The sequence below is a fragment of the Kitasatospora sp. NPDC051164 genome (genome assembly GCF_044455625.1).
Classification (GTDB): Bacteria; Actinomycetota; Actinomycetes; order Streptomycetales; family Streptomycetaceae; genus Kitasatospora.
Genome location: NZ_JBITFB010000017.1, coordinates 118,590 through 142,983 on the forward strand (window position 1 = coordinate 118,590; position 24,394 = coordinate 142,983).

General features: G+C 71.6%; 22 protein-coding genes. 14 read left to right on the forward strand and 8 right to left on the reverse strand.

Annotated elements, in window-relative coordinates; all coding sequences use genetic code 11:
• Positions 1–14 precede the first annotated feature (14 nt).
• The gene (locus ACIBEC_RS25370) at positions 15–659 is read right to left on the reverse strand and encodes an HNH endonuclease (protein ID WP_360506205.1); all 645 of its coding nucleotides are present in this window, start codon (positions 657–659) and stop codon (positions 15–17) included.
• Positions 660–1,162: 503 nt separating this feature from the next.
• Here ACIBEC_RS25370 and ACIBEC_RS25375 point away from each other — a divergent pair.
• The gene (locus tag ACIBEC_RS25375; protein WP_360506208.1) at positions 1,163–2,341 is read left to right on the forward strand and encodes a mechanosensitive ion channel family protein; all 1,179 of its coding nucleotides are present in this window, start codon (positions 1,163–1,165) and stop codon (positions 2,339–2,341) included.
• 59 nt (positions 2,342–2,400) lie between these two features.
• Here ACIBEC_RS25375 and ACIBEC_RS25380 read toward each other — a convergent pair whose 3' ends face one another.
• The 3 genes from ACIBEC_RS25380 to ACIBEC_RS25390 all read right to left on the reverse strand — a co-directional run bounded on the left by ACIBEC_RS25380 (position 2,401) and on the right by ACIBEC_RS25390 (position 4,890).
• On the reverse strand, positions 2,401–3,642 hold the full coding sequence (locus tag ACIBEC_RS25380) for a tetratricopeptide repeat protein (protein ID WP_360506211.1): 1,242 nt from the start codon (positions 3,640–3,642) through the stop codon (positions 2,401–2,403).
• Positions 3,643–3,678: 36 nt separating this feature from the next.
• Complete coding sequence (locus ACIBEC_RS25385) at positions 3,679–4,539, reverse strand: hypothetical protein (RefSeq protein WP_360506214.1); 861 nt, start codon at positions 4,537–4,539, stop codon at positions 3,679–3,681.
• A gap of 177 nt (positions 4,540–4,716) precedes the next feature.
• Positions 4,717–4,890 (reverse strand): hypothetical protein, encoded by a 174-nt coding sequence (locus ACIBEC_RS25390; RefSeq protein WP_360506216.1) that lies wholly within the window; start codon positions 4,888–4,890, stop codon positions 4,717–4,719.
• 783 nt (positions 4,891–5,673) lie between these two features.
• Here ACIBEC_RS25390 and ACIBEC_RS25395 point away from each other — a divergent pair.
• The 9 genes from ACIBEC_RS25395 (at position 5,674) to ACIBEC_RS25435 (ending at position 16,753) form a co-directional block, all read left to right on the forward strand.
• Positions 5,674–6,630 carry a hypothetical protein gene (locus tag ACIBEC_RS25395; protein WP_360506219.1) on the forward strand — a complete coding sequence of 319 codons (957 nt, stop codon included), beginning with the start codon at positions 5,674–5,676 and terminating at the stop codon, positions 6,628–6,630.
• 10 nt (positions 6,631–6,640) lie between these two features.
• Positions 6,641–7,174 carry a GNAT family N-acetyltransferase gene (locus ACIBEC_RS25400; RefSeq protein ID WP_360506222.1) on the forward strand — a complete coding sequence of 178 codons (534 nt, stop codon included), beginning with the start codon at positions 6,641–6,643 and terminating at the stop codon, positions 7,172–7,174.
• A 908-nt stretch (positions 7,175–8,082) separates the two neighbouring features.
• Positions 8,083–9,273: an ROK family transcriptional regulator gene (locus tag ACIBEC_RS25405; protein ID WP_360503355.1), complete on the forward strand. Its 1,191-nt coding sequence runs from the start codon at positions 8,083–8,085 to the stop codon at positions 9,271–9,273.
• Positions 9,274–9,464: 191 nt separating this feature from the next.
• On the forward strand, positions 9,465–10,820 hold the full coding sequence (locus ACIBEC_RS25410; protein WP_396288910.1) for an ABC transporter substrate-binding protein: 1,356 nt from the start codon (positions 9,465–9,467) through the stop codon (positions 10,818–10,820).
• Positions 10,821–10,847: 27 nt separating this feature from the next.
• Positions 10,848–11,864 carry a sugar ABC transporter permease gene (locus ACIBEC_RS25415; protein ID WP_360503358.1) on the forward strand — a complete coding sequence of 339 codons (1,017 nt, stop codon included), beginning with the start codon at positions 10,848–10,850 and terminating at the stop codon, positions 11,862–11,864.
• Between the two features lie 21 nt (positions 11,865–11,885).
• Positions 11,886–12,803, forward strand: a complete 918-nt coding sequence (locus tag ACIBEC_RS25420; protein WP_360503361.1) for a carbohydrate ABC transporter permease — start codon at positions 11,886–11,888, stop codon at positions 12,801–12,803.
• Entirely contained in the window at positions 12,803–14,116 is a 1,314-nt protein-coding gene (locus tag ACIBEC_RS25425; protein ID WP_360503363.1) for a 6-phospho-beta-glucosidase, read from the forward strand. Before ACIBEC_RS25420 ends, ACIBEC_RS25425 begins: the two co-directional genes overlap by 1 nt.
• Positions 14,117–14,214: 98 nt before the next feature.
• Positions 14,215–15,234 carry a BadF/BadG/BcrA/BcrD ATPase family protein gene (locus tag ACIBEC_RS25430; protein WP_360503366.1) on the forward strand — a complete coding sequence of 340 codons (1,020 nt, stop codon included), beginning with the start codon at positions 14,215–14,217 and terminating at the stop codon, positions 15,232–15,234.
• A gap of 409 nt (positions 15,235–15,643) precedes the next feature.
• Positions 15,644–16,753 carry a hypothetical protein gene (locus ACIBEC_RS25435; RefSeq protein ID WP_360503369.1) on the forward strand — a complete coding sequence of 370 codons (1,110 nt, stop codon included), beginning with the start codon at positions 15,644–15,646 and terminating at the stop codon, positions 16,751–16,753.
• Positions 16,754–16,872: 119 nt separating this feature from the next.
• On the opposite strand, the gene ACIBEC_RS25440 is transcribed toward ACIBEC_RS25435, so the two are convergent.
• Together ACIBEC_RS25440 and ACIBEC_RS25445 are read right to left on the reverse strand one after the other, a co-directional pair.
• On the reverse strand, positions 16,873–17,535 hold the full coding sequence (locus ACIBEC_RS25440) for a response regulator transcription factor (protein WP_360503372.1): 663 nt from the start codon (positions 17,533–17,535) through the stop codon (positions 16,873–16,875).
• Positions 17,532–18,710 (reverse strand): histidine kinase, encoded by a 1,179-nt coding sequence (locus tag ACIBEC_RS25445; protein ID WP_360503375.1) that lies wholly within the window; start codon positions 18,708–18,710, stop codon positions 17,532–17,534. Before ACIBEC_RS25445 ends, ACIBEC_RS25440 begins: the two co-directional genes overlap by 4 nt.
• Before the next feature lie 134 nt (positions 18,711–18,844).
• Between ACIBEC_RS25445 and ACIBEC_RS25450 the strand changes: the two genes are divergently transcribed.
• Together ACIBEC_RS25450 and ACIBEC_RS25455 are read left to right on the forward strand one after the other, a co-directional pair.
• Positions 18,845–19,756 (forward strand): ATP-binding cassette domain-containing protein, encoded by a 912-nt coding sequence (locus tag ACIBEC_RS25450; RefSeq protein ID WP_360503378.1) that lies wholly within the window; start codon positions 18,845–18,847, stop codon positions 19,754–19,756.
• Positions 19,753–20,598 carry an ABC transporter permease gene (locus ACIBEC_RS25455; protein WP_360503381.1) on the forward strand — a complete coding sequence of 282 codons (846 nt, stop codon included), beginning with the start codon at positions 19,753–19,755 and terminating at the stop codon, positions 20,596–20,598. The genes ACIBEC_RS25450 and ACIBEC_RS25455 overlap by 4 nt, the downstream gene beginning before the upstream one ends.
• Positions 20,599–20,610: 12 nt before the next feature.
• Here the strand turns inward: ACIBEC_RS25455 and ACIBEC_RS25460 are convergent, their stop codons facing one another.
• Both ACIBEC_RS25460 and ACIBEC_RS25465 read right to left on the reverse strand, forming a co-directional pair.
• A complete protein-coding gene (locus tag ACIBEC_RS25460; RefSeq protein ID WP_360503384.1) occupies positions 20,611–21,174 on the reverse strand; it encodes a DUF4291 domain-containing protein in 564 nt (187 codons plus the stop codon).
• 121 nt (positions 21,175–21,295) lie between these two features.
• The gene (locus ACIBEC_RS25465) at positions 21,296–22,057 is read right to left on the reverse strand and encodes a tyrosine-protein phosphatase (protein ID WP_360503386.1); all 762 of its coding nucleotides are present in this window, start codon (positions 22,055–22,057) and stop codon (positions 21,296–21,298) included.
• A gap of 250 nt (positions 22,058–22,307) precedes the next feature.
• Here ACIBEC_RS25465 and ACIBEC_RS25470 point away from each other — a divergent pair, with 250 nt between their 5' ends.
• Positions 22,308–23,123, forward strand: a complete 816-nt coding sequence (locus ACIBEC_RS25470) for a GntR family transcriptional regulator (protein ID WP_360503389.1) — start codon at positions 22,308–22,310, stop codon at positions 23,121–23,123.
• 123 nt (positions 23,124–23,246) lie between these two features.
• Positions 23,247–24,362: a helix-turn-helix domain-containing protein gene (locus ACIBEC_RS25475; protein WP_360503392.1), complete on the forward strand. Its 1,116-nt coding sequence runs from the start codon at positions 23,247–23,249 to the stop codon at positions 24,360–24,362.
• Positions 24,363–24,394 lie beyond the last annotated feature (32 nt).

The window sequence follows — 24,394 nt, forward strand, 5'->3', positions numbered from 1 at the left end:
GTGTGTCGCTTCGGTCAGGCGGAGAGCGGTTCGGGCTGCTCGCCGCGGCGGATGGGGGTGGGGTGGGCGCCGTGCACCCGGCCGATCGGGACCGAGTGGTTCGGCTCGGTATGGTCGAGGTGCTCGTACTCGCCCCACTGCGGGGCGCGCAGTTGGTCCGCGCCGCCGTAGGGCTCCAGGTAAGGACGCCAGCGCGGGTCCTTGATGCCGGTGCCGATGATCCGCCAGGCGAGTCCGCTGGGCGGTGCGGGTGGGCGCTTCATCCGCCACCCGAGTTCGGTGAGGTGGCGGTCGGCCTTGGTGTGGTTGCAGCGGCGGCAGGCTGCCACCACGTTGTCCCACCGGTGCTGGCCGCCCCGGCTTCGCGGGATGACGTGGTCGACGCTGGTGGCGGCGGCCCCGCAGTAGACGCAGCGGCCGTGGTCGCGGGCGAACAGCGCCCGGCGGGTGAGCGGGACGGGCCCGCAGAACGGGACCCGGACGAAGCGGGTCAGACGGACGACGGACGGCGCCGGAAGGGCGCTGGTGGCGCTGTGCAGAGTGACTTCCGAGTCCTCCAGGCTGACCGCCTTGTGGTTGAGGACCAGGATGAGTGCGCGGCGCATCGATACGACGCCGAGTGGCTCGTAGGACGCGTTGAGGACCAGGACATGCGGCACGGATGCCTCCTTGGACGCCTGCGGCGCGTGGCTCGCGCCGGGACGAGCGGTTGGATCGCGCAACAAGTACGCGATCTCCCCCAGTGTCGCCTTACGCCTTTGTACGGCGCCACCACTCCTGTGTAACGGAGCTGACGTGAACTCCGGGTGTGGTCTCTGTCATAGCCGGTATGCCCGGGGAAGGTCGGGTTGGCACCCGGGTGCCGGCCGAGCACCGCGCGGGTGCCGCCCGGTGGCCCTCCCGGGCGACGACTCGGCCGGTCGGAGCAGTGTCCGGCCGGGTCGGGGCGGCGTCCGGGGCGGGGTACGGGGGGAGCGCACCGGGGCGTTGACGGGGCGTCCGGGCCGTTCCGTACGCCCTCCGGCGGCTTCCCGCGAGGCGGCGGACGATCTTCGGCGTGTCCGGGCGGGCGTTCGGCGCCGGATAGGCTAAGGCGCACGGTCCGCGGGCCGCTCGCCGGCGGTGCGGACCCGACACGCCACTCAGCAAGGAAGGTCCGCACGTGTTCAGCTCCGGTGCCACCGGTCTGTCCGACGCGTCCTCGACGCCCTCCGCTCCGACGCCGGTCCCCAGCCCCACCGCGCAGCTGCCGAACCTGGACCTGCGGATCCCGACCAGCGCGCAGGAGGTCTCGGACACCACCAAGCAGGCCGCCAGCTGGTTCGACACCCACTGGCAGAGCTGGCTGGCCTCGGGCCTGCGGATCGTCTTCATCGTGCTGCTGGCGCTGGTGCTGCGGGCCATGCTGCGCAAGCTGATCACCCAGCTCATAGGGCGGATGGCGCGCACCCCCGAACACCAGGAGGAGAGCCGGCTGGGCGGACTGCTGGCCAACACCGGGGTCGTGAACCCGGAGCGGCGCCAGCAGCGCTCGGAGGCGATCGGTTCGGTGCTGCGCAGCGTGGCCTCCTTCACCATCCTGGGCACGGCGGCGCTGATGGTGCTCTCCGCACTGGGCGTGAATCTGGCGCCACTGCTGGCGAGCGCCGGTGTGGCCGGTGTGGCGATCGGTTTCGGCGCCCGCAACCTGGTCACGGACTTCCTCTCCGGGGTCTTCATGATCATGGAGGACCAGTACGGCGTCGGCGACGAGATCGACACCGGGGTGGCCAGCGGCACAGTGCTGGAGGTCGGCCTGCGGGTGACCAAGCTGCGCGGCGCGAACGGCGAGATCTGGTACATCCGCAACGGCGAGGTGAAGCGGATCGCCAACATGAGCCAGGGCTGGGCGACCGCCTCGGTGGACGTCCAGATCGGCTACAAGGAGGACCTGCTGCGGGTCGAGGACCTCATCCTGCGGACCGCCGAGGAGCTGGCCAAGGAGGCACCGTACGACGAACTGGTCTGGGCGCCGGTGTCGATCCTGGGCCTCGAATCGGTCGCGGCGGACTCGGTGATGGTGCGGGTCGAGGCACGGACCGCGCCCGGCAAGGCCCCGGCGGTCTCCCGGGCGCTGCGGCAGCGGCTGAAGGTGGCCTTCGACCGGGCCGGGATCAAGGTCAAGGAGGAGACCCCGGCGGCGGCAGCAGCAGCGACGGCGGCGGGCGCGGCGACCGGAGTGGTGATCGCGCCCGCCCCGGCCCCGGCGATCGAGCAGGCAGCGCCGTCCGCGCTCGCCGACCCGAACTCGGCCCGCTTCCGGGCCAGCGAGCCCATCCCGGTACCGAAGTCGGAGCCGTAGTCGACCCCGGAGCCGAAACAGCCCCCGCAAAGCGGACCAGAGCCCCGCTCCCACCTTCCCTACCGAGGAACCGGCGGAAGGTTCGTAAGCGTGCGCAGAGCCCGATCACGCGCGCGGAAACCGATGCTGATGAGGGTGACGCTCTCCCCAGCACTGAGCGGCGTCCGGCCGTGCGGCGTGAGCGCGCCATCGAATACGACACAGTCACCCGCGGCGAGGTCGCACTCGAGGTAGCCGTTGGCGTTGATGAAGACGGTGGTGCTGGCCCTGGGCGCACCGGCAAGGCGAGCATGCTTGAGGCAGAGGATCAGGTTGGCCTCACCGAAGCCGGACTCGTCAACATGGAAGTCGAGGAACTGCCCTTCCTCGTAGCCGATGTAAACGCCGGTGTGCGGCTGCTCGACGTCCAGGCCGGTGGACCGCCCTACGACTGCGGCGAGATCGACTTGTTCGGCGAAGCGGTTCGCGGCGTCGCCGACCGGCGCGTTCCACTTGCCGTTGTGCAGGTATCCGCCAGCAGCGACGGCCTTCTCGGCCTCCTCCGCCATAGCGGCGATCAACTCGGCGGGAAACGACTGATCACGCAGGTGGTGCGGGGGCACGCGCTGGTGTGCGGTGAGCCCGCGCACAGCGTCCCGGAGAGCAGGGAAGTCCTCTGCCCACCGAACCGGCGTCTTGGCCGTGGTGCGGGACTGGAGCCACGAGGTCCACTGACCGCTCCACCGGCTCGGTGCCGCAATGTCTGCAACTGATCCGGCGACGTCGCCGAGCATCAGCTCGACCCGGTCGAGTGCGGCCTGCGTGGACTCGACCAGTTCGGTGTTCCCCTTGGCGATCCGCAGCCGCATCGCTTCTTGAAGATGGGCCTGGGCACCCGCGAGGTCGCCACGCTCCATCAAGTGCTTGCCGGTGTGCTGAAGCGCGAAGTCGACAAGTTCCGGGTGCCGGCTTCGCGCGGTGTTCAGGGCGCTGCGATAGAGCGCGTCCGCCTTCTGCAAGTCACCGGCGTAGCGGTGCGCGTCGCCGAGGTTGAGCCCGGTGGCTACGAGCGCCTGGGTGTTGCCAATCGCCGCGGCCAAGTCGAGCGACTGCCGGAGGAACGCACGCGCCTCCGCGTGGCGACCCAGGCACATCTGGCCGATGCCGATCCACCTGGTCAGGACCCGAGTACGCGCCGGGTCGCTCTCCTCCGGCAAGGCCCGCAGTTCCTCGCGGAGTCGGCTGACCGCAGTGGTCAGCTCGTTCCGGTCCGTGGGGACCATACGCAGGTTGTCGTCGTGAGTGATGAGGTGATCCAGCACGTGACTCTCCGTGGTTCGGTTCTGCCCAGAGTGGTATTACAGCTGCTCGATCTGGTGGCGCAGGTCGGCCAGCAGATCCACTCCGTGGGAGGTGAAGTGCTCCCGGAGGAGTTCGAGTTCGCGCATGAGGTAGCGGACGGCCGGCAGGCCCTCGTCGTAGGCGCTCTGGAAGGTCGCACGCTCGGTGGGCGTCAGGTCGTCGCGGCGCAGTTCGGACTGGCGGAACCGCAGTAGCTGGTTGTACACGCTGGTCGCGTGGAAGCCCCTGTCGATCTCCCAGTAGTGGTTGCGGTCCTCTCCTTGCCCGGCCCGCCACTTGATCTCGATCTTGGGAGAACTCTTGGACGAGTACCCGTCGGCGAAGACCTGGCGCTGGAGGACGTGGAAGCTGATCGACTGGTGCACTCCTTCGTGCAGCACGTTCTCCGCCAAGAAGAGGGGGGAAGGCTGCTCGCTGACCGTGTTCGGCGGAATGTGGCGGCACGCCTTGTCAGAGAATGTGATGACGTACGGGAGCGCCGGGTCGCTGGAGCTGGTCAGCGAGGACGTGTGGACGCCCGGCTTGAGGCCGACCCACAGCAGCCCCCGGACGAATTCGCGCACGTGGGCGAACCCCTCGGGGTGGACCAGCGACAACCGGTCCAGGGCCTGGGTCAGCGTCGCGCGGCGCTCGTCGGTGTGCTGGACGATTTCGTAGCCCGCCAGATTGATCTCGTCGGCGATCTCGCCGGGAAGCTCGGCGTCGAACCAGCCAAAGGTGGCCCCGGCCACGGTCACGGGTTCACTGCGAAGAGAACGGGCGTGCTCCGCGTAGGGGGTGCCCGACTTCACCAAGCGCTCCATCAGGGCGAACGGCAACGCCGACTCGGCACCCTCCTCGCGGAGCCGGGTCAGCACCGGGTCATTCCGATCGAGGTCGAAGAAGGAGCCGAGGGGGACACGGGTGGGGCGGTCTTCAATGCGGACTCTCCTTGGTTGGGGTGTGTGCGCGGCCGAGCGGCGGGTCGGCTCGGATGATCACCCGCGTCGACCCGCCCATGCCGCCAACTAATCGGCATCAGTTCGGAACTGCGGTCAGACCTCGGTACCCAGCGGGGCGAAGTCGCCGTCGGGGACCTTGTGGTCCAGGCGCCGGGTCAGGGACTCGACGGACGTCTCCGGGGTGAAGTCCCCGTCCGGGACCGAGTGGTCCAGGCGGCGGGTCAGGTTGGTGACCTCCGGGTCCGGCTCGATGGTGACGGTGCTCACGGGGCTCTCCAATCGGGTTGGCTCTGCTCGCCCGGGTGCGGGTGTGCAGTCTTGCGGGGTGGTGCGACCCGGCCCGTCAGACCCTGTCCGACGAACCGGGGTTTTGTGGGGCTCCCAGGGTCGCGAGTGTTGCTGGACGCGGCCGAAGGAAATGAGCGCCGTTGCCCCTACTGGCTTACTCGCTCTTCGGCTTGTCGCCGTTGTGGTCGCCCGACCCGTTGCCGGTGCCGTTCTTGTCGTCCATGCCGTGCACTCCTTCCGATTCACCCGCCGAGAAGCGCGGGGGTGGTGGGCTGCCGACGGCCGGCGTGCACAGCCAGGAAACCCCCAAGACGCAGCCGGCCCTACGCAACAGCGAGTAGTCACACCGTCACTCCGACGGGGCGGGGACCAGTTGACCGCCACGGCAAGATCAACGGCTGACAATCGGCGGACTTTTCGACGGACTTTTTCATGCGCGGGCCGCTGCACGGCCAGCAGCCTGGGGTTACCGTCTGCGATGTGGAGACCCAATTCACCCGCTTGTGCACCGAGTTCGGCTGGAGTAGCCCTGCCCGGTTCAGACAGGTGTACGCCGCGACGGCGCGCAAGCTCGGAGAGGAAAAAGAGGTCAGCAGCCGCCAGTACCACCGCTGGCGTCAGCCGTTACCACCATGCCCTCATCCGGCACGCCAGCGGGTTCTCGAAGCGATGTTGGGTATCCCGTTGAAGCAGGCGGGTTTCACCGTTCCGCCACACCGTCGATCAGGGCCACCACCCGCGCCACGGAAAGAGCCAGAGGACGTGAACCGTCGATCCTTCATCGCCATGGCCGGGGGTGCCGCCGTGTCCGCCACGCTGACGCCGCCGCGAATCGGGACCGAGACCGTCCTGGACCTGCGGGCCGGGCTCACGTCCCTGTACGGGCTGGACGACCGGTTCGGCGGTGCGACAGTCGGGCCTCTCGCGCAAGCTCACCTCGCTCGGGTCGAACGGCTGATCGCCACCAGGAGTTACCCGGGTTCGATCGGCCGTCAGCTCCGACTGATCGCGGGAGAGACTGCGGAACACGTGGCGTGGCTGGCCTTCGACGCCGGCGACAACGTCCGGGCCAAGAAGCATTGGAAGCACGCACTCACCCGAGCCGAGGAGCTGCAGGACAACTCGCTCGCCGTAGTGGTGATGGCGTCCATGGCGCTGATGAGTCTTCGAGAACGCGAGCCTGGTACCGCACTCGATCTCGCCCGCGCCGCACAGTCGAAGGCCGCGTCGTGGGCGCCCCCCTCGCTAATGTCCATCCTGATGACCCGGGAGGCCCGCGCCCACGCGATGATGGGGGAGCCCGTCAGGGCCCGATCGACCCTGGCGCAGGCGGCCCGCACCTTCGAGCAAGAACGCAACGAGCGACCGGTCCCCGACTGGGCGGTGTTCCACGGGCCGGCGGAGTTGGCGCTGGCGCAGGCATCCCTCTTCACGGAGGCGGGGCACCACAAGGCGGCAGTGGACTGGCTGCGGCGCTCGCTCCGACACCAGGAGACGAACTACGCGCGGAACGAGGCACTGGTGCGGTTCAGCCTCGCCGGAGCGCTTGCGCAGGCAGGTGAGGCCGAGGAGTCGGCCCACGAACTCACCTCGGGAGCCGTCCTGCTGACCGAGGTGTCGTCCGGCCGGGCTCGCACGTCGATGGAGGAAGCACACTCCCACCTGAAGCTATTGAACCCCTCCCTGGCCGGTGCCAGCACCGCCCACCTGATGGCCTAAAAGGAGAATCGTGCAGACGCCCGTCTTCGAGACCTTCACGGATCCGGATGCCGCTGCCCGGGTGCTGGGCGAGATAACACCGCTGTACGAGCAGGTGTTCGCGGAGCCACCGTACTTCGAGGGGCCCCGCGACCTGGCCGGGTTCCTGGAGGGCTACGAGGCCTTCCGGACCATGCCTGGCTTCCGACTGGTTCTGGCTCGCTCAGGTGCTGCCCTGGTCGGGTTCGCTTTTGGCGTCCTGCTCCAGGCGGACAGCCGTTGGTGGAACGGCCTCGGCTTGGACGAGGGCTTCACCCGCGAGGACGGGCACCGGACGTTCGTGATCCGGGAGATCGCCGTGGCCCCGGATCAGCGCCGACAGGGGTTGGGCCGGGAGCTTCACGCGGCCGTACTCGAAGGGGCCCAGGTGGAGCGCGTCACGCTTGCAGTCCGACCCGAGGCACAGGCAGCAATGAAGATGTACGAAGCCCTCGGTTATCGGGACCTGGGCAACAAGACCCCGGCCGGGGAAGGGGCCCCGGCGTACCGCTACATGGTCCGATAGCCCGCTACCGGCTCAGGACGGATGCGTCCGCCGCGGATCTCCGGCCTTTCCCGCGTGCCCCGTCGCCCCATCAGTGGTTTCCAGAAGGCGGGGCCTTCCGCTGCGACGACCACTTGCTCGTCAACCCGCTGTGCCCAGCGGCGGGGCAACGGCCCGGCAAGCTCGCTCGCTCGCTGGGGCGGGTGGGTGGATGAGGCGCCCACCCTTCTCATCCGTTCCCTGTTCGCCTGCATTGCGCTACGTTCCGCCGCGATCACGATCGCGGCGGAACGGCGAGCAGGAAGTCGATCCGGCCGACTTCCTGCGCAGAGGGCCGAACACGGCCGTCGCCGCTTCGGCCGCGCCGAAGCGGCGACGGGGCACCCTCCGCACGGGGTGGCCCACCTGCTGTTTTCCGGCGCCGGCCTCCTCACTGGAGGAGGCCGGAACCCTTCTTCTCTCTCTTTACCTTTTCTCTCACGATCGCCCGCCTTGCCACCGTAGGCGAGGCTGCGATCGAGTTCCCACGACCCCCTCTACTAGCCTCGGGTTATCCAATCGGGTTTTGGCGGAGATTCTCCCATCGGCCTACCGGGGAAGTGGAATCGGAAGCATGTCAAGGGCAACCCTCAACAGTCTGGTGAGCGCCCGAGATAGGGCTTGCGATCATTTCGCTTCGCCGGCTGCTTCTATTGATGTCGCCCCTCGGTGCACCGAGGGGCGACATCACAATTCCCACCTTCTCTAATAATTTCGCCCGCACCCACTGCTGTGGGGGGCGGGGCCGTGCGCCGTCCGGTGACGCTTCGGCATCCTCCGCTGCACCGGCCATTGACACCCCGCTGACGCGGCCCTTACGGTCCTACCCAAGCGACTGGAAAGTTTCCTAACAGTTCTCTCGGACGAACCGAAGGAGGAGGATTCCGGGCATGACCAGGAGCACCGCCAGGGTCCCCCTCGCCGGCACGCCGAGCCTGCTGCGGGCCATCAACGACCGCGCCGCCCTCGAACTGCTGCTGGAGAACGGCCCGCTCTCCCGCACCCAGATCGGCACGCTGACCGGGCTGTCCAAGCCCACCGCCTCCCAGCTGCTGGCCCGGCTGGAGGCGGCCGGGCTGGTCCTGCCGGTCGGCACCACGGCGGGTGGTCCTGGGCCCAACGCGCAGCTGTACCAGGTGAATCCGGCCGCCGGGTACGTCGCCGGGCTGGACGTAACCAACAGCGGGATCCGGGTCGCGGTCGCCGACATCACCGGCACCACGCTGGCCGAACACACCGTCACCACCAAGGGCGTGCCGGCCGCCGAGACCGTTCCCCGGGTCGCGGCCGCGGTGGCCGAGGCGGTCCGGGCCGCCGGGCTCGCCGAGGGCAGCCTGCGCACCGTGGCGATCGGCGTCGGCGGCGCCCCCGACCCGGTCACCGGCAAGCTGCGCTACGCCTCCCACCTGCCCGGGTGGCACTCGCCGCGGCTGGTCGAGGAGTTGTCCGAGGCGATCGGCGCGCCGGTGTCGATCGAGAACGACGTGAACCTGGCCGCCGTCGCCGAGCAGGCCTCCGGCGCGGCGGCGGGCTTCGAGGACTTCGTGCTGCTCTGGGCCGAGGCGGGCGTCGGCGCCGCGATCGTGATCGCCGGTCGGCTGCACCGCGGCTTCACCGGCGGCGCCGGGGAGGTCGGCTACATGCCGGTGCCCGACTCACCCGTCGAGTGGGACTCCCGTCGCCGCAAGTTCGGCGGGTTCCAGGCCCTGGTCGGCGCACCCGCCGTCCGGGCGCTGGCCCGCGAGCACGGGCTCGGCGCGCCCACCGCCGAGGAGTCGATCGCCAAGGCGCTGGCCACCCCGGGCGCCGGCGACGTCTTCCTCGCCGAACTGGCCGGGCGGCTCGCTGTCGGGCTGACCGTGATCGTCGCCGTGGTCGACCCCCAGCTGGTGGTCCTCTCCGGCGCGGTGCCGACCGCGGGCGGCGAACGCCTGCGCGCGCTGGTCGAGGACGAACTGGCCAAGCTCTCCATCGCCCGGCCGGAGGTGCGGAGCAGCGCCCTGCCCGGCTCCCCGGTGCTGCTCGGCGCCCTGCAACGCGCCCTGTCGGACGCCCGCGAGGCGGTCTTCTCCACCCACTGACGCCGCCACCCACCGACGCCGCCGACCGACACCGCCGACCGACACCGCCGACCGACACCGCCACCGCCACCGCCACCGCCACCCACCGAGGCTCCCACCCACCGACGCTCCCCGCACCCACCTCTCCCCACCCCCGAACGCGGGACCCGAGGCGACGCCGCCTGCCCGCGCACTCCCAGGAGGACCTCGTAGTGCACGCCACCACCTCCCGCCGAGGCCACCGCGCGATCGTCGCCGTCGCCGGCAGCGCCGTCCTGGCCCTGCTCGCCACCGCCTGCACCGGTTCCAGCGACTCGGGCGGCAGCGACGACTCGGCCAGCGGCAAGGACGTCACCATCACCTTCTGGCACGGCTGGAGCCAGGACAACGAGACTAAGGCGATCAACGACAACATCGCCGCCTTCGAGAAGACCCACCCCAACATCCACGTCAAGGCCGTGGGCAACATCCCGGACGACAAGGTCAACCAGGCCCTGCGGGCCGGCGGCGACGACGCACCCGACGTGGTCTCCTCCTTCACCACCAACAACGTCGGCATGTTCTGCTCGACCAAGGCCTTCATCGACCTCAAGCCGCTGCTCCAGAAGAGCGGCATCGACGCGGCCAAGACCTTCCCGGCCGCGATGCTCAACTACACCCAGTTCCAGGGCGACCAGTGCTCGCTGCCGCTGCTCGGCGACGCGTACGGCCTGTTCTACAACAAGAAGGCCTTCGCCGACGCGGGCATCGCCAACCCGCCGAAGACCTTCAGCGAGTTCGCCGCGGACGCCGCCAGGCTGACCGTCCCCGACGGCGACTCGTACAAGCAGCTCGGCTTCATGCCGCTGTACCACGGCTACGAGTCCACCACCGAGCACTTCCTCGGCCAGTACGGCCCGACCTACTTCGGCGCCGACGGCAAGTCGACCATCGCCACCGACCCGAAGGTCGCCGCGATGCTCAAGTGGCAGAAGGGCCTGGTCGACCAGCTCGGCGGCTACGCCAAGCTGGAGAAGTTCCGCTCGACCTTCGGCGAGGAGTTCAGCGCCAAGAACCCCTTCCTCACCGGCCAGGTCGCGATGGCCATGGACGGCGAGTGGCGCACCGCCGCGCTCGCCGACAACAAGCCCGACTTCGAGTGGGGCACCGCCGCGTTCCCCGTCCCGGACGACCAGGCCGACACCTACGGCCGCGGCTACCAGACCGGCACCATCGTCGGCATCGCCGGCACCAGCAAGAAGCAGGCCGCGGCCTGGGAGTTCGTCAAGTACCTGACCACCGACACCGACGCGGTCGTCGGCTTCGCCAACGCGATCCACAACGTGCCCAGCACCTTCGAGGCGCTCGACTCGCCGAAGCTGGTGAGCGACGACAACGTCAGGACCTTCCTGGACATCGCCAAGAACGCGCACTCCGGCACCACCCCGCCGGCCGTCAACGGCAGCGCCTACATCGTGTCCCTGCAGAACCTGGGCTACGACTACGAGTCCGGCAAGCAGACCGACCTCCAGGTCGGCCTGAGCGCCACCGCCAAGCAGATCGACACCGACATCGCCCAGGCCAAGTAAGCGCCGCGAACGGCCCACGGAGCTCCCATGTCACTTGCGTTCGGCACCCGCAAGGGAAGCGGCGGCAAGGCCGGCGCCGGACCGACCGACCCGGCGGCGCCCTCCACGCAGCACCTGCTGCGCCGGAAGCGCCGCCGGGAGGCGGCCCGCACCCTCGCCTTCCTCTCCCCCTGGCTGATCGGGTTCAGCGTCTTCTTCGTCTACCCGCTGGTCTCCACCGCCTACTTCTCCTTCACCCAGTACAACGGCTTCGGCCAGCCGACCTTCAACGGCCTCAAGAACTGGGACTACGTCTTCAACCAGCTTCCGACCTTCTGGCAGGGCCTGCGCAACACCCTGTGGCTGGTCGTCGTCATGGTGAGCCTGCGGGTCGCCTTCGGCCTCGGTGTCGGGATGCTCATCACCAAGGTCAAGACCGGTGCCGGCTTCTTCCGCACCGTCTTCTACCTGCCGTACCTGGCCCCGCCGGTGGCCGCGACCGTCGCCTTCGCCTTCCTGTTCAACCCCGGCACCGGTCCGGTCAACCACCTGCTCGGCGAGCTCGGCCTGCCGCAGCCCGGCTGGTTCGCCGACCCGGACTGGTCCAAGCCCGCGCTCACCCTGCTCGCCATGTGGGGCGTCGGCGACCTGATGGTCATCTTCATGGCCTCGCTGCTGGACGTCCCCAAGGAGCAGTACGAGGCGGCCGCGCTGGACGGCGCCGGCCCGTTCCAGCGGTTCCGGTACGTCACCCTGCCGAACATCTCGCCGATCATCATGTTCGCGGTGGTCACCGGGGTGATCCAGACCATGCAGTACTACACCCAGGCGATCGTCGCCGGGAAGGTCGCCAGCGGCATCGCGGGCAACTCCGGCCAGCAGTTCGAGCCCGGCTACCCGGGCGGCTCCACCTGGACCCTGCCGCAGATGGTCTACAACCTCGGCTTCCAGCACTTCAACTACGGCGCGGCCTGCGTCGTCGCCCTGGTGCTGTTCGCCATCTCGATGGCCGTCACCTCGATCCTGCTCCGCCGCAAGTCCGGCTTCATGGCGAGCGACGACTAGCGGGCCAGTGAGGACCTGATCATGACTCTTGGCAACACACTCACCGAGGCGCCGGCCACGGCCGGCTCCACCCGCCCCCGCGGCCCCGGCAGCCCCGCCGCCCGGGCCGCCCGGCGCCGCGCGCTGCTCAACTGGGTGGCCGTCCACTCGTTGGCCATCGCCGCCGCGCTGTTCTTCCTGCTGCCCTTCGTCTTCGTCTTCCTCACCTCGGTGATGGACGACCGGCAGGCACTCACCACCGACTACTGGCCCACCCACTGGGAGTGGGGCAACTACAGCAAGGTGTGGGACACCCCCGGCTTCCTCACCTGGTGGCGCAACACCCTGCTCTACGCCGGGGTGGGCACGCTGCTGACCATCGTCTCCAGCCTGCCGGTCGCCTACGCGCTCGCCAAGTTCCGCTTCCGCGGCCGCAACCTGGCGCTGATGGCGGTCATCGCGATGATGATGCTGCCGCCACAGGTCACGGTCATCCCGATGTACCTGTTCTGGGCCAAGCAGATGGGCCTGAGCGGCTCGCTCTGGCCGCTGATCATCCCGATGGCCTTCGGGGACGCGTTCTCCATCTTCCTGCTGCGCCAGTTCCTGATGACCATCCCCAACGAGTACATCGAGGCGGCCCGGATCGACGGCTGCGGCGACCTGCGCACCCTGCTGCGGGTGGTCCTGCCGATGGCCAGGCCCGCCATCGCGGCGGTCGCGCTGTTCCAGTTCTTCTACTGCTGGAACGACTACTTCGGCCCGCAGATCTACGCCAGCAACGAGCGCGAGGCCTGGACCCTCAGTTACGGACTGGAGTCCTTCAAGGCCGCCCACCACACCAACTGGAACCTCACCATGGCCGCCACGCTGCTGGTGATGGCGCCGGTGATCATCCTCTTCTTCTTCGCTCAGAAGGCCTTCATCGAAGGCGTGACACTGACAGGGGTCAAGGGCTGATGTCCGCACCGAAGACGTCCGGAGCTTCCTCGCTCAAGCTGGCCATCGTCGGCGGTGGTTCCACGTACACCCCGGAACTGATCGACGGCTTCGCCCGGCTGCGCGACACCCTGCCGGTCGGCGAGCTGGTGCTGATCGACCCGGCCGCCGAGCGGCTGGAGCTGATCGGCGGGCTCGCCCGGCGGATCTTCGCCAAGCAGGGGCACGCCGCGGTCGTCACGGTGACCACGGACCTGGCGGCGGGCGTCGCGGACGCCGACGCCGTCCTGCTGCAGCTGCGCGTCGGCGGGCAGGCGGCGCGCAACCAGGACGAGACCTGGCCGCTGGAGTGCGGTTGCGTCGGGCAGGAGACCACCGGCGCCGGCGGGCTCGCCAAGGCGCTGCGCACCGTCCCGGTGGTGCTGGACATCGCCGAGCAGGTGCGCCGGACCAACCCGGACGCCTGGATCGTCGACTTCACCAACCCGGTCGGCATCGTCACCCGGGCGCTGCAGACCGCCGGTCACAAGGCCGTCGGGCTGTGCAACGTCGCCATCGGCTTCCAGCGCAAGTTCGCCGGGCACCTCGGGGTGGACCCGGAGCTGATCCGGCTCGACCACGTCGGGCTCAACCACCTCACCTGGGAGCGCGGGGTGACCCTGCTGGACGCGCCGGGCGCCTCCGGCGGGCGGGAGGTGCTGCCCACGCTGCTCGGCGACTTCGGCAAGGAGATCGCCGAGGACCTGCACCTGCCGCAGGCCGTCATCGCGCGGCTCGGCGTCGTACCGTCCTACTACCTGCGGTACTTCTACCAGCACGACGCGGTGGTCGCCGAGCTGAAGGAACAGGGCTCGCGGGCCGCGCAGGTCGCCGAGATCGAGCGGCAGCTGCTGGAGATGTACGCCGACCCCACCCTGGACACCAAGCCCGAACTGCTCGGCAAGCGCGGCGGCGCCTTCTACTCGGAGGCCGCCGTCCAGCTGATCGCCGCGCTGCTCGGCACCGGCGGCGGGACCTCCGTCCAGGTGGTCAACACCCGCAACGACGGCGTCCTGCCCTTCCTGCCGGACGACGCCGTCATCGAGGTGCCGGCCGAGGTCGACGCGGCGGGCGTGCGCCCGCTGCCGCAGCGCCCGCTGGAGCCGCTGTACGCCGGCCTCGTAGCCGCCGTCACCGCGTACGAGCACCTCGCCCTCGACGCCGCCCTGCGCGGCGGGCGCGACCGGGTCTTCGACGCGCTGCTCGCCCACCCGCTGGTCGGCCAGATCGAACAGGCCGACCGGCTCACGGACCGGCTGCTCGCCCACAACCGCGAGCACCTCGCCTGGGCCTGACCCGGCGAAACCGTCCACCCCCGGCCGACGACACCCCCGGCCGGGCACCCCCGGCCGACGACTTCCCGGCCGGGCCACGTACGAGCCGCGGGGACTTGATGACCCACCAGCCCGAACCACTCCTGCCCGGCGTCCTCGCCATCGACGCGGGGAACTCCAAGACCGACGTCGCCCTGATCGGCGCCGACGGCAGCATCCTCGGCACCGCCCGCGGCGGCGGCTTCGAACCCCAGAAGATCGGCGGCGCCGCAGCCGTCGCCGGCCTCACCCCGCTCGTCGAACAGGCCGCGGCCCAGGCCGGCCACCCGGGCTGGCGCGGCGTGCTCACCAGCCACGTCAGTGCCTGCCTCGCCAACGCCGACCTGCCGGTCGAGGAGCAGGGCCTGCGCGACGCCCTCGAAGCCCACCCGTGGGGCGTCAGCAACACCGTCGTCAACGACACCTTCGGCCTGCTCCGGGCCGGCACCGACGGCCCGCGCGGCGTCGCCGTCGTCTGCGGTGCCGGGATCAACTGCGTCGGCCTGCTGCCGGACGGCCGCACCGCCCGCTTCCCCGCCCTCGGCGAACTCACCGGCGACTGGGGCGGCGGCTCCGGCCTCGCCATCACCAGCATGTGGCACGCCGTACGGTCCGAGGACGGCCGCGGCGGGCCCACCGCGCTCGCCCGCGCCATCGCCGAGCACTTCGGCCTGCCCAGCGCCGGCGCCGTCGCCGAGGCCGTCCACCTCGGGCAGCTGCCGAGCGCGCGGCTGCACGAGATCGCGCGGGTGCTGTTCGCGGTCGCGGGCGACGGGGACGCCATCGCCCTGAAGCTGATCGACCGCCAGGCCGACGAGATCGTCCGGCTCGCGGTGGTCGCGCTCGGACGCCTCGAACTGCTGGACACCCCCACGCCGGTCGTGCTGGGCGGCGGCGTGCTCGCCTCCGAACACCCGCTGCTGCTCGACAACCTGAAGGCGCGCCTCGCGCAGGCCGCGCCGCTGGCCGAGCCCCGGGTGGTCGTCGCGCCGCCGGTGCTGGGCGCAGCACTGCTCGGGCTCGACCATCTGAAGGCCGGCGCGCAGGCGCAGACGCGGCTGCGCGAGGCCTACGAGGGGCCGCGGCGGGCCGCGGCCTGACGCCCGCTCGACGACTTCCCTCCCCCGCCGGATCCGCACGTCCGGCGGGGGAGGGAACCGCGCTCCCGGACGAGGGTGAGCTGCCCGGCCCATACGGTGTAGAGGCTCCCCTCAACTGTTGATAGTCCGCTGCGCTACGCGCATCAACGCCCTGCCACCTGCGGGCTTTTGATGTTCGAGGCGGTACGTGTGGGTTTTCTTTGCGCTCGACGTCGTTGACCCGGTTTCAGCGGCTCTGCTTTGCTTCGGGCCGTCGACGGCGGAACGGTCCCCCATCCCCACTTCGCCGACTGCTCGTGACGAGCGGTCCGCCGTTCCGTGCTGCCGTCGTCGTACTCCCCTTCGTCCCCCCACGGTGCCGCCGCGCCCTACCGGCGTGCGGTCGGCACATGAGAGAGGAACCCTCACGATGGGCATGTCCCCCACCTCCCGCCGGACGCGGACCCGGGCCCTGACCGGGCTCAGCGCGCTGGCGCTCGCCGCCGCCGGCTTCGCCGCCGCCCCGGCCGCCCAGGCCGACCAGCCGACCAGTGAGTTCGCCGGGAACAGCCACCCGTACCGGCACGGCGCCGTCCCCACCAAGGAGGGTGCCGAGCACGCCAACGCCTCCTCCGCGGCCGCGGCCCGCACCTCCAACCTGAAGTTCGGCGGCAGTGTCAGCGGCGTCGGTGTCACCACCGGCGCGCCGCAGGTGTACCTGATCTTCTGGGGCTCCCAGTGGGGCACCCAGGGCACCGACTCCAACGGGTACACCACCCTCTCCGGTGACCCGTCGGGCGAGGCCGTCCGCGCGCAGCAGCTGTTCAAGGGTCTGGGCACCAACAACGAGACCTGGTCCGGCGTCATGACCCAGTACTGCGAGGGCGTCGCCAAGGGCGCCACCAGCTGCCCGTCGACCGCCGCGCACGTCGGCTACCCGACCGGCGGCGCGCTGGCCGGCGTCTGGGTGGACTCGTCGGCCGCCGCCCCCGGCCAGGCCACCGGCAACCAGATCGCCAAGGAAGCCATCGCGGGCGCCGCGCACTTCGGCAACACCACGGCGGCCTCCAACCGCAACGTGCAGTACGTGGTGCTCTCCCCCACCGGCACCCACCCGGACGGCTTCAACACCTCCACGGGCCAGTTCTGCGCCTGGCACGACTGGAACGGCGACACCACGCTGAGCGGCGGCGCCGCCTCCTCCCCGTACGGCAACCTGGCGTTCACCAACGACCCGTACGTGACCGACATGGGCAGCTCCTGCGGCCAGAACTACGTCAACAGCGGCAGCGCGGGCCTGCTGGACGGCGTGACCATGGTGTACGGCCACGAGTACTCGGAGACCGTCACCGACCAGTTCCCGGCCGGCGGCTGGACGGACTCGTCCGGCGCCGAGAACGCCGACAAGTGCGCCTGGAAGGGCGTCGGCGGCACCGGCGGCTCGCAGAACGTGAACTTCGCGACGGGCTCGTTCGCCATGCAGGGCACCTGGTCGAACGCGGTCAGCGGCTGCCAGATCTCGCACGCGATCGTCCCGTGACGATCGGACGCCCCGTGACGGTCTGACGCGGGGAACGGCGCCGGGGTGGGCTGTGCGGGCCCACCCCGGCGCTCTCGCGTTCCCGGGCCGGCTCGGCGCTCTCGCGTTCCCGGGCCGGCCTACGGGCTGACCAGCCCGAACTCGTAGGCCTGGATGACCAGGTGGACCCGGTCGCGGGCGTCGAGCTTGGTGAAGAGCCGGGCGACGTGGGCCTTGGCGGTGGCCACGCTGATGGTGAGCTCCTGGGCTATCTCGGTGTTGGACAGACCGCGGCCGACCAGGGTGAGCACCTCGCGTTCGCGCTCGGTGACGCCCCCGGTGACGGCCCGCCTGGGCTGCCGTCCGGCGGCGGCGTCCGGGCGGGCGGCGAACTCGCCGATCAGCCGGCGGGTGACGCCGGGGGCGATCAGCGCGTCCCCGGCGGCGACGACCCGGACGCCGTCCAGGATGGTCTCCAGGGCGAGGTCCTTGACCAGGAAGCCGCTCGCGCCGGCCCGCAGCGCGCCGTACACGTAGTCGTCGTCGTCGAAGGTGGTGAGGACGAGGACGTGAGTGGGCAGGTCCGGGTCGGCGGTGATCCGGCGGGTGGCCTCGATGCCGTCCGTGCCGGGCATCCGGATGTCCATCACCGCGACGTCGGGGCGCAGCCGGGCCACCAGGTCGACGGCCTCGGCGCCGTCGCCGGCCTCGCCGACCACCTCCAGGTCCGGGGCGTCGGCGATGAGCACGCGCAGGCCGGTGCGGATGAGCGGCTGGTCGTCCACCAGAACGACACGGATCACGGTCCCACCTCCAGGGGGATCGGCAGTCGGGCGGCGACCCGGAAGCCGCCTTCGGGGCGCGGGCCGGCACTGAACTCGCCGTGCAGCAGGGCGACCCGCTCGCGCATGCCGGCGATGCCGTAGCCGGCGCCGGGGGTGGCCGTCGCCGCTCCGGCGCCCAGGTCGACGACGGCGACGGCCAGTTCGTCCGGCCGGTAGTCGACGGTGACGTGGCAGTCGCGGGTGCCGGAGTGCTTGACCACGTTGGTCACCGCTTCCTGGACGATCCGGAACGCGGCGAGGTCGACGTCGGCGGGCAGTGCGCGCGGCTCGCCGCCGCGGGTCACCGCGACCCGGACGCCGGCGCCCGCGCCCTTCTCCACCAGCCGGTCCAACTCGGCCAGCCCCGGGGCGACTTCGAGCGGCGCGGACTCGTTCTCGCCGGCCCGGAGCGCGCCGAGCATCCGGCGCAGCCCGGCCAGGGTCTCCCGGCTGGTGGCCTCGATCGCGTTCAGCGCGTTGCGGGTCTCGGCGGGCTGGGTGTCCATGACCCGGCTGCCCATGCCGGCCTGGATCGCGATGATGCCGATGTTGTGCGCGACCATGTCGTGCAACTCGCGGGCGATCCGCAGCCGTTCGGCGGTGACGGCCTGCTCGGTGGCGCGGCCGCGCAGGGCCTCGGTGTGGGTACGGCCCTGGTGGACGGTGTTGCCGACCAGCCAGGCGATCAGCGCGGTCGCGGCGAGGCCGCCGAAGGCGAACGGGTTGACGGGGAAGCCGGCGGCCAGACCCCGGAGGAACAACCCGGCGAGCGTGGCGAGCGGCAGTCCCAGGGAGCTCAGCGAGACGCGGCGGGAGCGGGTGGCTGCGCAGTAGCCGACCACCGCGTCGGCGATCAGGAACTGGAGCACGGGGGTCTCCGGGACCCGCGTCATCCCGAGCGAGTAGACGCTGCCCGCCAGCGCCACCGCGACGGCGGCCAGCGGCAGCCTGACGAGCAGCGTCGCGACCAGGGTGGTGACGACCGCGGTGACCACCAGCGGCATGTCCTCCGGGTTGCCGTCGTACTCGAAGAGGAGGCGCAGCTCGTCCCGGCGGGTGAACAGCCGGAACACCACGACGAACATCCAGAACGCCCCCACCCACACCCCGGCGGGCAGGCGCCTGAGCAGCGGCGGACGGGCTTCGGTGATCATGACGCGATGGTAGCCGCGGCCCGTCCGACGGCACATCGGCCCGGGGGCGTAATCCCCGGGGCCAGTGCGGCGGCGGCCGGTTGTGGCCCGCCGCCCGATGCCGCACCCGGGCGCCGACCGGCAGCGTTGTCCCCGTGATCGAGATCGAGCGACTGACCAAGCGGTACGGCGCCACCACGGCCGTCGACCAGTTGACCTTCACCGTCCGGCCGGGCACCGTCACCGGCTTCCTCGGCCCCAACGGCGCCGGCAAGTCCACCACACTGCGGATGATCCTGGGCCTCAACACCCCCACCGAGGGCACCGTCACCGTGGCGGGCGTGCGCTTCGCGAGCCGGCCGCGCGGGCTGCGGCACGTCGGCGCGCTGCTGGACGCGGGCGACGTGCACGGCGGGCGCACCGCCCGGGCGCACCTGTCGGCCCTGGCCCGCAGCAACCGCGTCCCGCTCGGGCGGGTGGACGAGGTGCTGGCGGAGGTCGGGCTCGGCAAGGCCGCCGGGCGGCGGATCGGCGGCTACTCGCTGGGCATGAAGCAGCGGCTCGGCATCGCGGGCGCGCTGCTCGGCGACCCGCCGGTGCTGCTCTTCGACGAGCCGCTGAACGGGCTGGACCCGGAGGGCGTGCTGTGGGTGCGCGGGCTGTTCCGGCGGCTCGCGGACGAGGGGCGGACGGTGTTCGTCTCCAGCCACATGATGGCTGAGATGGAGCACACCGCCGACCGCCTGGTGGTGATCGGACGCGGCCGGCTGATCGCCGACGAGAGCCTGGCGGAGTTCTCGGCCCGCAACGCGGCGACCTCGGTGGCCGTGCGCACGCCCGAACTCGCGCTGCTGGCAGCGTCCTTGCGCGCGGAGGGGGCCGAAGTACAGGAGGTCGAGCCGCAGTTCGGAATCGTCACCGGCATGCCCGCCGAGCGGATCGGCGAACTCGCCCTGCAACACGGCGTGGTGCTGGCCGAGCTCGCCACCCGCACGTCCTCCCTGGAATCCGCGTTCATGTCCCTGACCGCCGACAGCGTCGAATACCTGGCTGGAGAGGCCCGATGAGTACCGTCCTTGCCCTGGGCCTCGCCGAACCGACGCCCCGGTTCACCGACCTGCTCGCCGCCGAGTGGATCAAACTGCGCTCGCTGCGGTCGACGTACTGGGTGCTGGCGCTCGCCTCGCTGGTGGCGATCGTGATCAACATCAACGCCGTGCACAGCGACCTGACGTACATCGACCACCCGCCGGCGCCGATACCCGGCCTGCCACCGTACAAGTACGACCCGCTGTACCACGGCCTGAGCAACATCGCCGGCTACGTGATGGCGATCGCCGCCGGCAGCCTCGGGGCGATCACCGTGTTCGGCGAGTACACCACCGGCATGATCCGCACCACCTTCGCCGCCGTGCCCGAGCGGCGTGGGGTGATCGCCGCCAAGGTGCTGCTGATCGGCGGGATCACCGCGCTGGCGGGAGCCGTGGTGTCGACGGTGTCCTTCTTCACCACCAACGCCATGCTGGCCTCCCGGCACGTCGGGCTCTCCATCACCGAAGGCGTCAGCCTGCAGGCCGTCCTCGCCTACGCGGCGATCGTGCCGGTCTGCGCGCTGATCGGGATGGCGCTGGGCGCGGTACTGCGGCACGCCACCGCCTCGATCGTGTCGCTGGTGCTGCTGATGTTCATCCTGCCGCTGATGTTCGCCGGGGACCGCTACCGGTGGTTGCACGAGATCGGCAGCCACCTGCCGCTGTCCACCGTCAACCGGCTCACCTACAACCCCGACTCCTTGACCACGATCAGCAAGTGGGCGCCGAGCGTGCTGGACTCCTGGATCACCATGGGCGTGTGGGCCGCCGTCGCGGTGGCGGTGACGATGGTCGTGGTGCGGCGGCGGGACGTGTGAAGTCCCGCACGATCACCGGATGTCGAGACGCCGCGCGGTCGCGGCGGGCAGCGGGTACGGGCGCTCCGGCGGCAGCAGCCGCTGCGCCTTCGCCGCCTGCCCACCCCGCACCAGCGCGGCGATCCGCTGTACCTGCGGGGTGAGGTCGGTGAGCCCGGTGACCCACTCCTCGGCGAAGGTCCGGATCAGCGACCGGCCGACGCCCACCTGGATGCTGTAGTGGTTCAGCGCCGCCCCGCGCAGCGTCCGCTCGGGATCCCACTGCACATGGACCTCCGCCCGGGCCACCTCGTCCGGGTGGGCCGTGGTCAGCACGGCGCGACCGAGCGCCTCCTCCCAGCCGGCCCGGGTGATCCGCACCGCCAGCACCCGGGTCTGCCCCGGCTTCTGCGCCCAGTTGCTGCGGTGCATCAGCCAGCGGAACGAGGGCTTGATCCAGGTCATACGGCCGAAGCTGAACGGCGGCACGAACCGGCCCGCCGCCAGCGCGGCGTCCGCGACGGCGGGCGGGTAGGCCTGGTAGAGCACGATCGTCCGGTCGTCGTGGTCGGCGCGGATCTCGCGCAGCGCGGTCATCGCACACCCCCTGATGGTCTCCGTACCCCCTGGCCCGGCACGCTGCCAGGCCGGGCGGGGCCGGCGCAACGGGATTCCGCCACGGCCGCGGAACGGGGCGGGGCGCCGGCCGCCGGACGGGTCAGGCCGTCGCCGCGCCGGCCTTGCCGCGGAAGGCGGCGAGGGTGGCGGCCGGGACGCCGCAGGTGGGGAGGAAGGAGGCGGCGCCGCCGTGGTGGGTGCGGACGCGGTCGAGGAAGACGGACATGGCCTCGGCCGGGGCTTCCAGGAGGGGCGCGGGGATGGTGAGGTGGCGGCCCTGGGAGTCGGTGACGCGGGAGGTGGAGCGCTCGTTGAGGGCCGTGCGGTGGCGTTCGGCGAGGCCGGCGAAGATCTGCGGGAGGGCGTCGGTGGTGCGGGCGTAGTCGGCGACGATGCGGTCGGCGGGGACGCCGAGGAGGTCGAGGAGGAGCGCGGTCAGCAGGCCGGTGCGGTCCTTGCCGGCCGCGCAGTGCAGCAGCACGGCGCCGGGACGGACGGTGGCCTCGACGGCGGCGGCGACCGCCCCGGGGGCGGACTCGGCCAGCAGCACGTAGAAGTCGCCGAGGTCGGCGGGCGTGACCATGGTGCTCATCCGCGCGGTGAGCGCGTCGGTGGCGGGGTTCACCGGGGCCGCGACGACGGCTATCCCGGCGGCCTCGGCGGCGGCCCAGTCGGCGGGGTCGGTCTCGCGCGGGTCGCGCAGGTCCACGATGGTGCGGATGTCGCAGGCGCGCAGCTGGGCGACGGTGGCCTCGTCGGCGGCCGGGAACGGCTGGGCGGAGCGGTACAGCACGCCGGGGCGGACCCGACGGCCCTCGGGGTCGCCGAGGACGGCGGCGTCTCGGAAGTTGACCAGGGACATGCGGGAGGCCTTTCGGTGGAGCCGCGCTCGGAAGGGGTGGGACGTCCAGGCGAACATCCAGACGTCTAGATGTCTAATTAGCCCCTCCGGGGGTCGCCGGGCAAGCGGCGGCCGACGGGCGCTCCCTCCATCCCACTCCCGTCCGAGGGCCGGGGCGAGCCGAGCGCGGCGTCCCCAGCGAGGCGGCGGGCTCGGCGCGACCCCAGCGAGGCGGCGGGCTCGGGGCGGCGGGCTTCGTAGGATCGAGCGTGTGGCGACGAACCCTCCTGGCACCCCGAGCACCCCGAGCACCCCGCTGTACCGCCGCCTGGCGCGCCGGCTCCAGGAGCGCATCGACGCCGGCGCGTACCCGGCGGGCGCCCGGCTGCCGAGCGAGCCGGAGCTGAGCGCCGAGTTCGGTGTGAACCGGCTGACCGTGCGGCAGGCGGTGGCGGAGCTGGAGCGGGCGGCCGTGGTGGAGATCCGCCGGGGCGTGGGCACCTTCGTCCGCCCGCCCGCCGTCCGCGTGTCGATCGCCGTCGACCCGCGCAGCCAGCGCTTCGACCTCGGCAGCGTGCACGCCGCACTGCCCTACGGCGGCCCGGACGGCCCGGACGGTTCGGACGGTTCGGACGGCGGTCGGGGCGACGGCGAGTTCGTCGTCGCCGCACCGCCCGTGACCGGCTCGGCGGACGACGCGGAAGCGGCCCGCCAGCTGGGCCGTGAGCTCCGGGAGCTGTCCCGGGTGGACTCGGTGATCCGGCTGGGCGGGCGGGCCCGGGCGGCCTGCAGCTACTGGGTGCCGTTCGGCCCGCTGCCCGCCGAGCTCGTCCGGCCGGGCCGTCCCGGGAACCTGGTGCTGGATCTGGCGCGGGCCGCCGGGGTGGAGCTGGAGTACGACTGGCGGGCGTTCGGCGCGGTCGGCGCGGATCTCGCGGACGCCGAGCTGCTGGGCGTCCCGCCGGGCACCGCGCTGCTGGTCCGCGAGGGGGTCAGCTGCACGCCGGACGGCGCGCCGGCCCTGTACGTGCGGCGGCGGATCGACGGCAGCAGCGCGCGGTTCGTCCTGCACTTCCGCGACCGGTAGCGCCCGGGCTCCGCGACCGGTGGCGCCGGGTGTCCGGGACCGGTCGCGCCGGCCCCGGGCCGTATCGATCCTGCTAATGTTCAGCGCCGAAATACCAGGTCGTACGGGGGATGGCAGGACACGGTGACCGAGGGGATCGAGCACGACATACCCACCGAGCTGGCCGAGGCGTACCTCGACCTGCTCGCCGACGTCTCCCGCACCGGCCGGCTGCTGCGCCGCGACGAGCTGGAGGGTCTGCGCAAGCTCGGCGAGCACTGCGCGGAGGCCGGGTACGGGCTGCGCGAGGTGGTGGCGCACTGTCTGGCGGCGGCCCGCCGAGCCTGGCAGACGCTGCCCGGGACGACCGCCGCGAGCAGCGTCAACGAGCTGCGCCGGATGGGCGACGCCGTCCTCGTCGCCACCGACACCGCACTGGCGGCACTCGGCGAGGGGCACGAGCGCGCGCAGCGCCTGGCTGTCCGTCAGGAGGAGGCGGCCAGGCGGGAGTTCATCGACGACCTGCTGTTCGGTCGCAGCGACCTCGGTCTGCTCGCCGAGCGCGCGGAGCGGTTCGGGCTGCGGCTGGCGGGCGCGTACACGGTGGCGGTCGCGGTGGGCGACGAGGCGTTCGCGGACGTGCATCCGCTGGTGCACCGGGTGGAGCGGGAGCTGGCCGGGCGGTTCGGCGAGCGGGACGTGCTGCTGGCCGGCAAGGACGGCCGGCTGGTCTGCATCGCCCCGGACTCCGAGCGGGCGGTGCTGGAGGCCTTCGCCGACCTGACGCTGCGCCCCGGCTCGGGGTACCGCCCGGTGCTGCGGGTGGCCACCGGCCGCCGGCACTCGGGGCCGAGCGGGGTGCTGCGCAGTTACGAGGAGGCACTGGACGCGCTGGACTACGCGCAGCGCCTGCGGCTGCCGGCCCAGCAACTGAAGGCGGAGGAGTTGCTGGTCTTCCCGGTGCTGATGCGCGACCGGGCGGCCATGGCGGACCTGGTGCGCAGCGTGCTCGGCCCGCTGAGCGAGGCGCGCGGCGGCGCCCGTCCGCTGCTGGACACCATCGCGGTGCAGGCGGAGGCCGCGTACGTGAACGCGGAGGCGGCGCGCCGGCTGGGGCTGAGCGTGCGCACGCTGGGCTACCGGCTGGAGCGGATCAGGGCGCTCACGGGGTACGACCCGTCGGACGCGCTGCAGCGCTTCACGCTGGAGACGGCGGCGATGGGCGCGCGGCTGCTGAACTGGCCGGAGCAGCCCCTCTAGCCCCGTCGCCGCAAACCGGCGGGAGCCCGTTA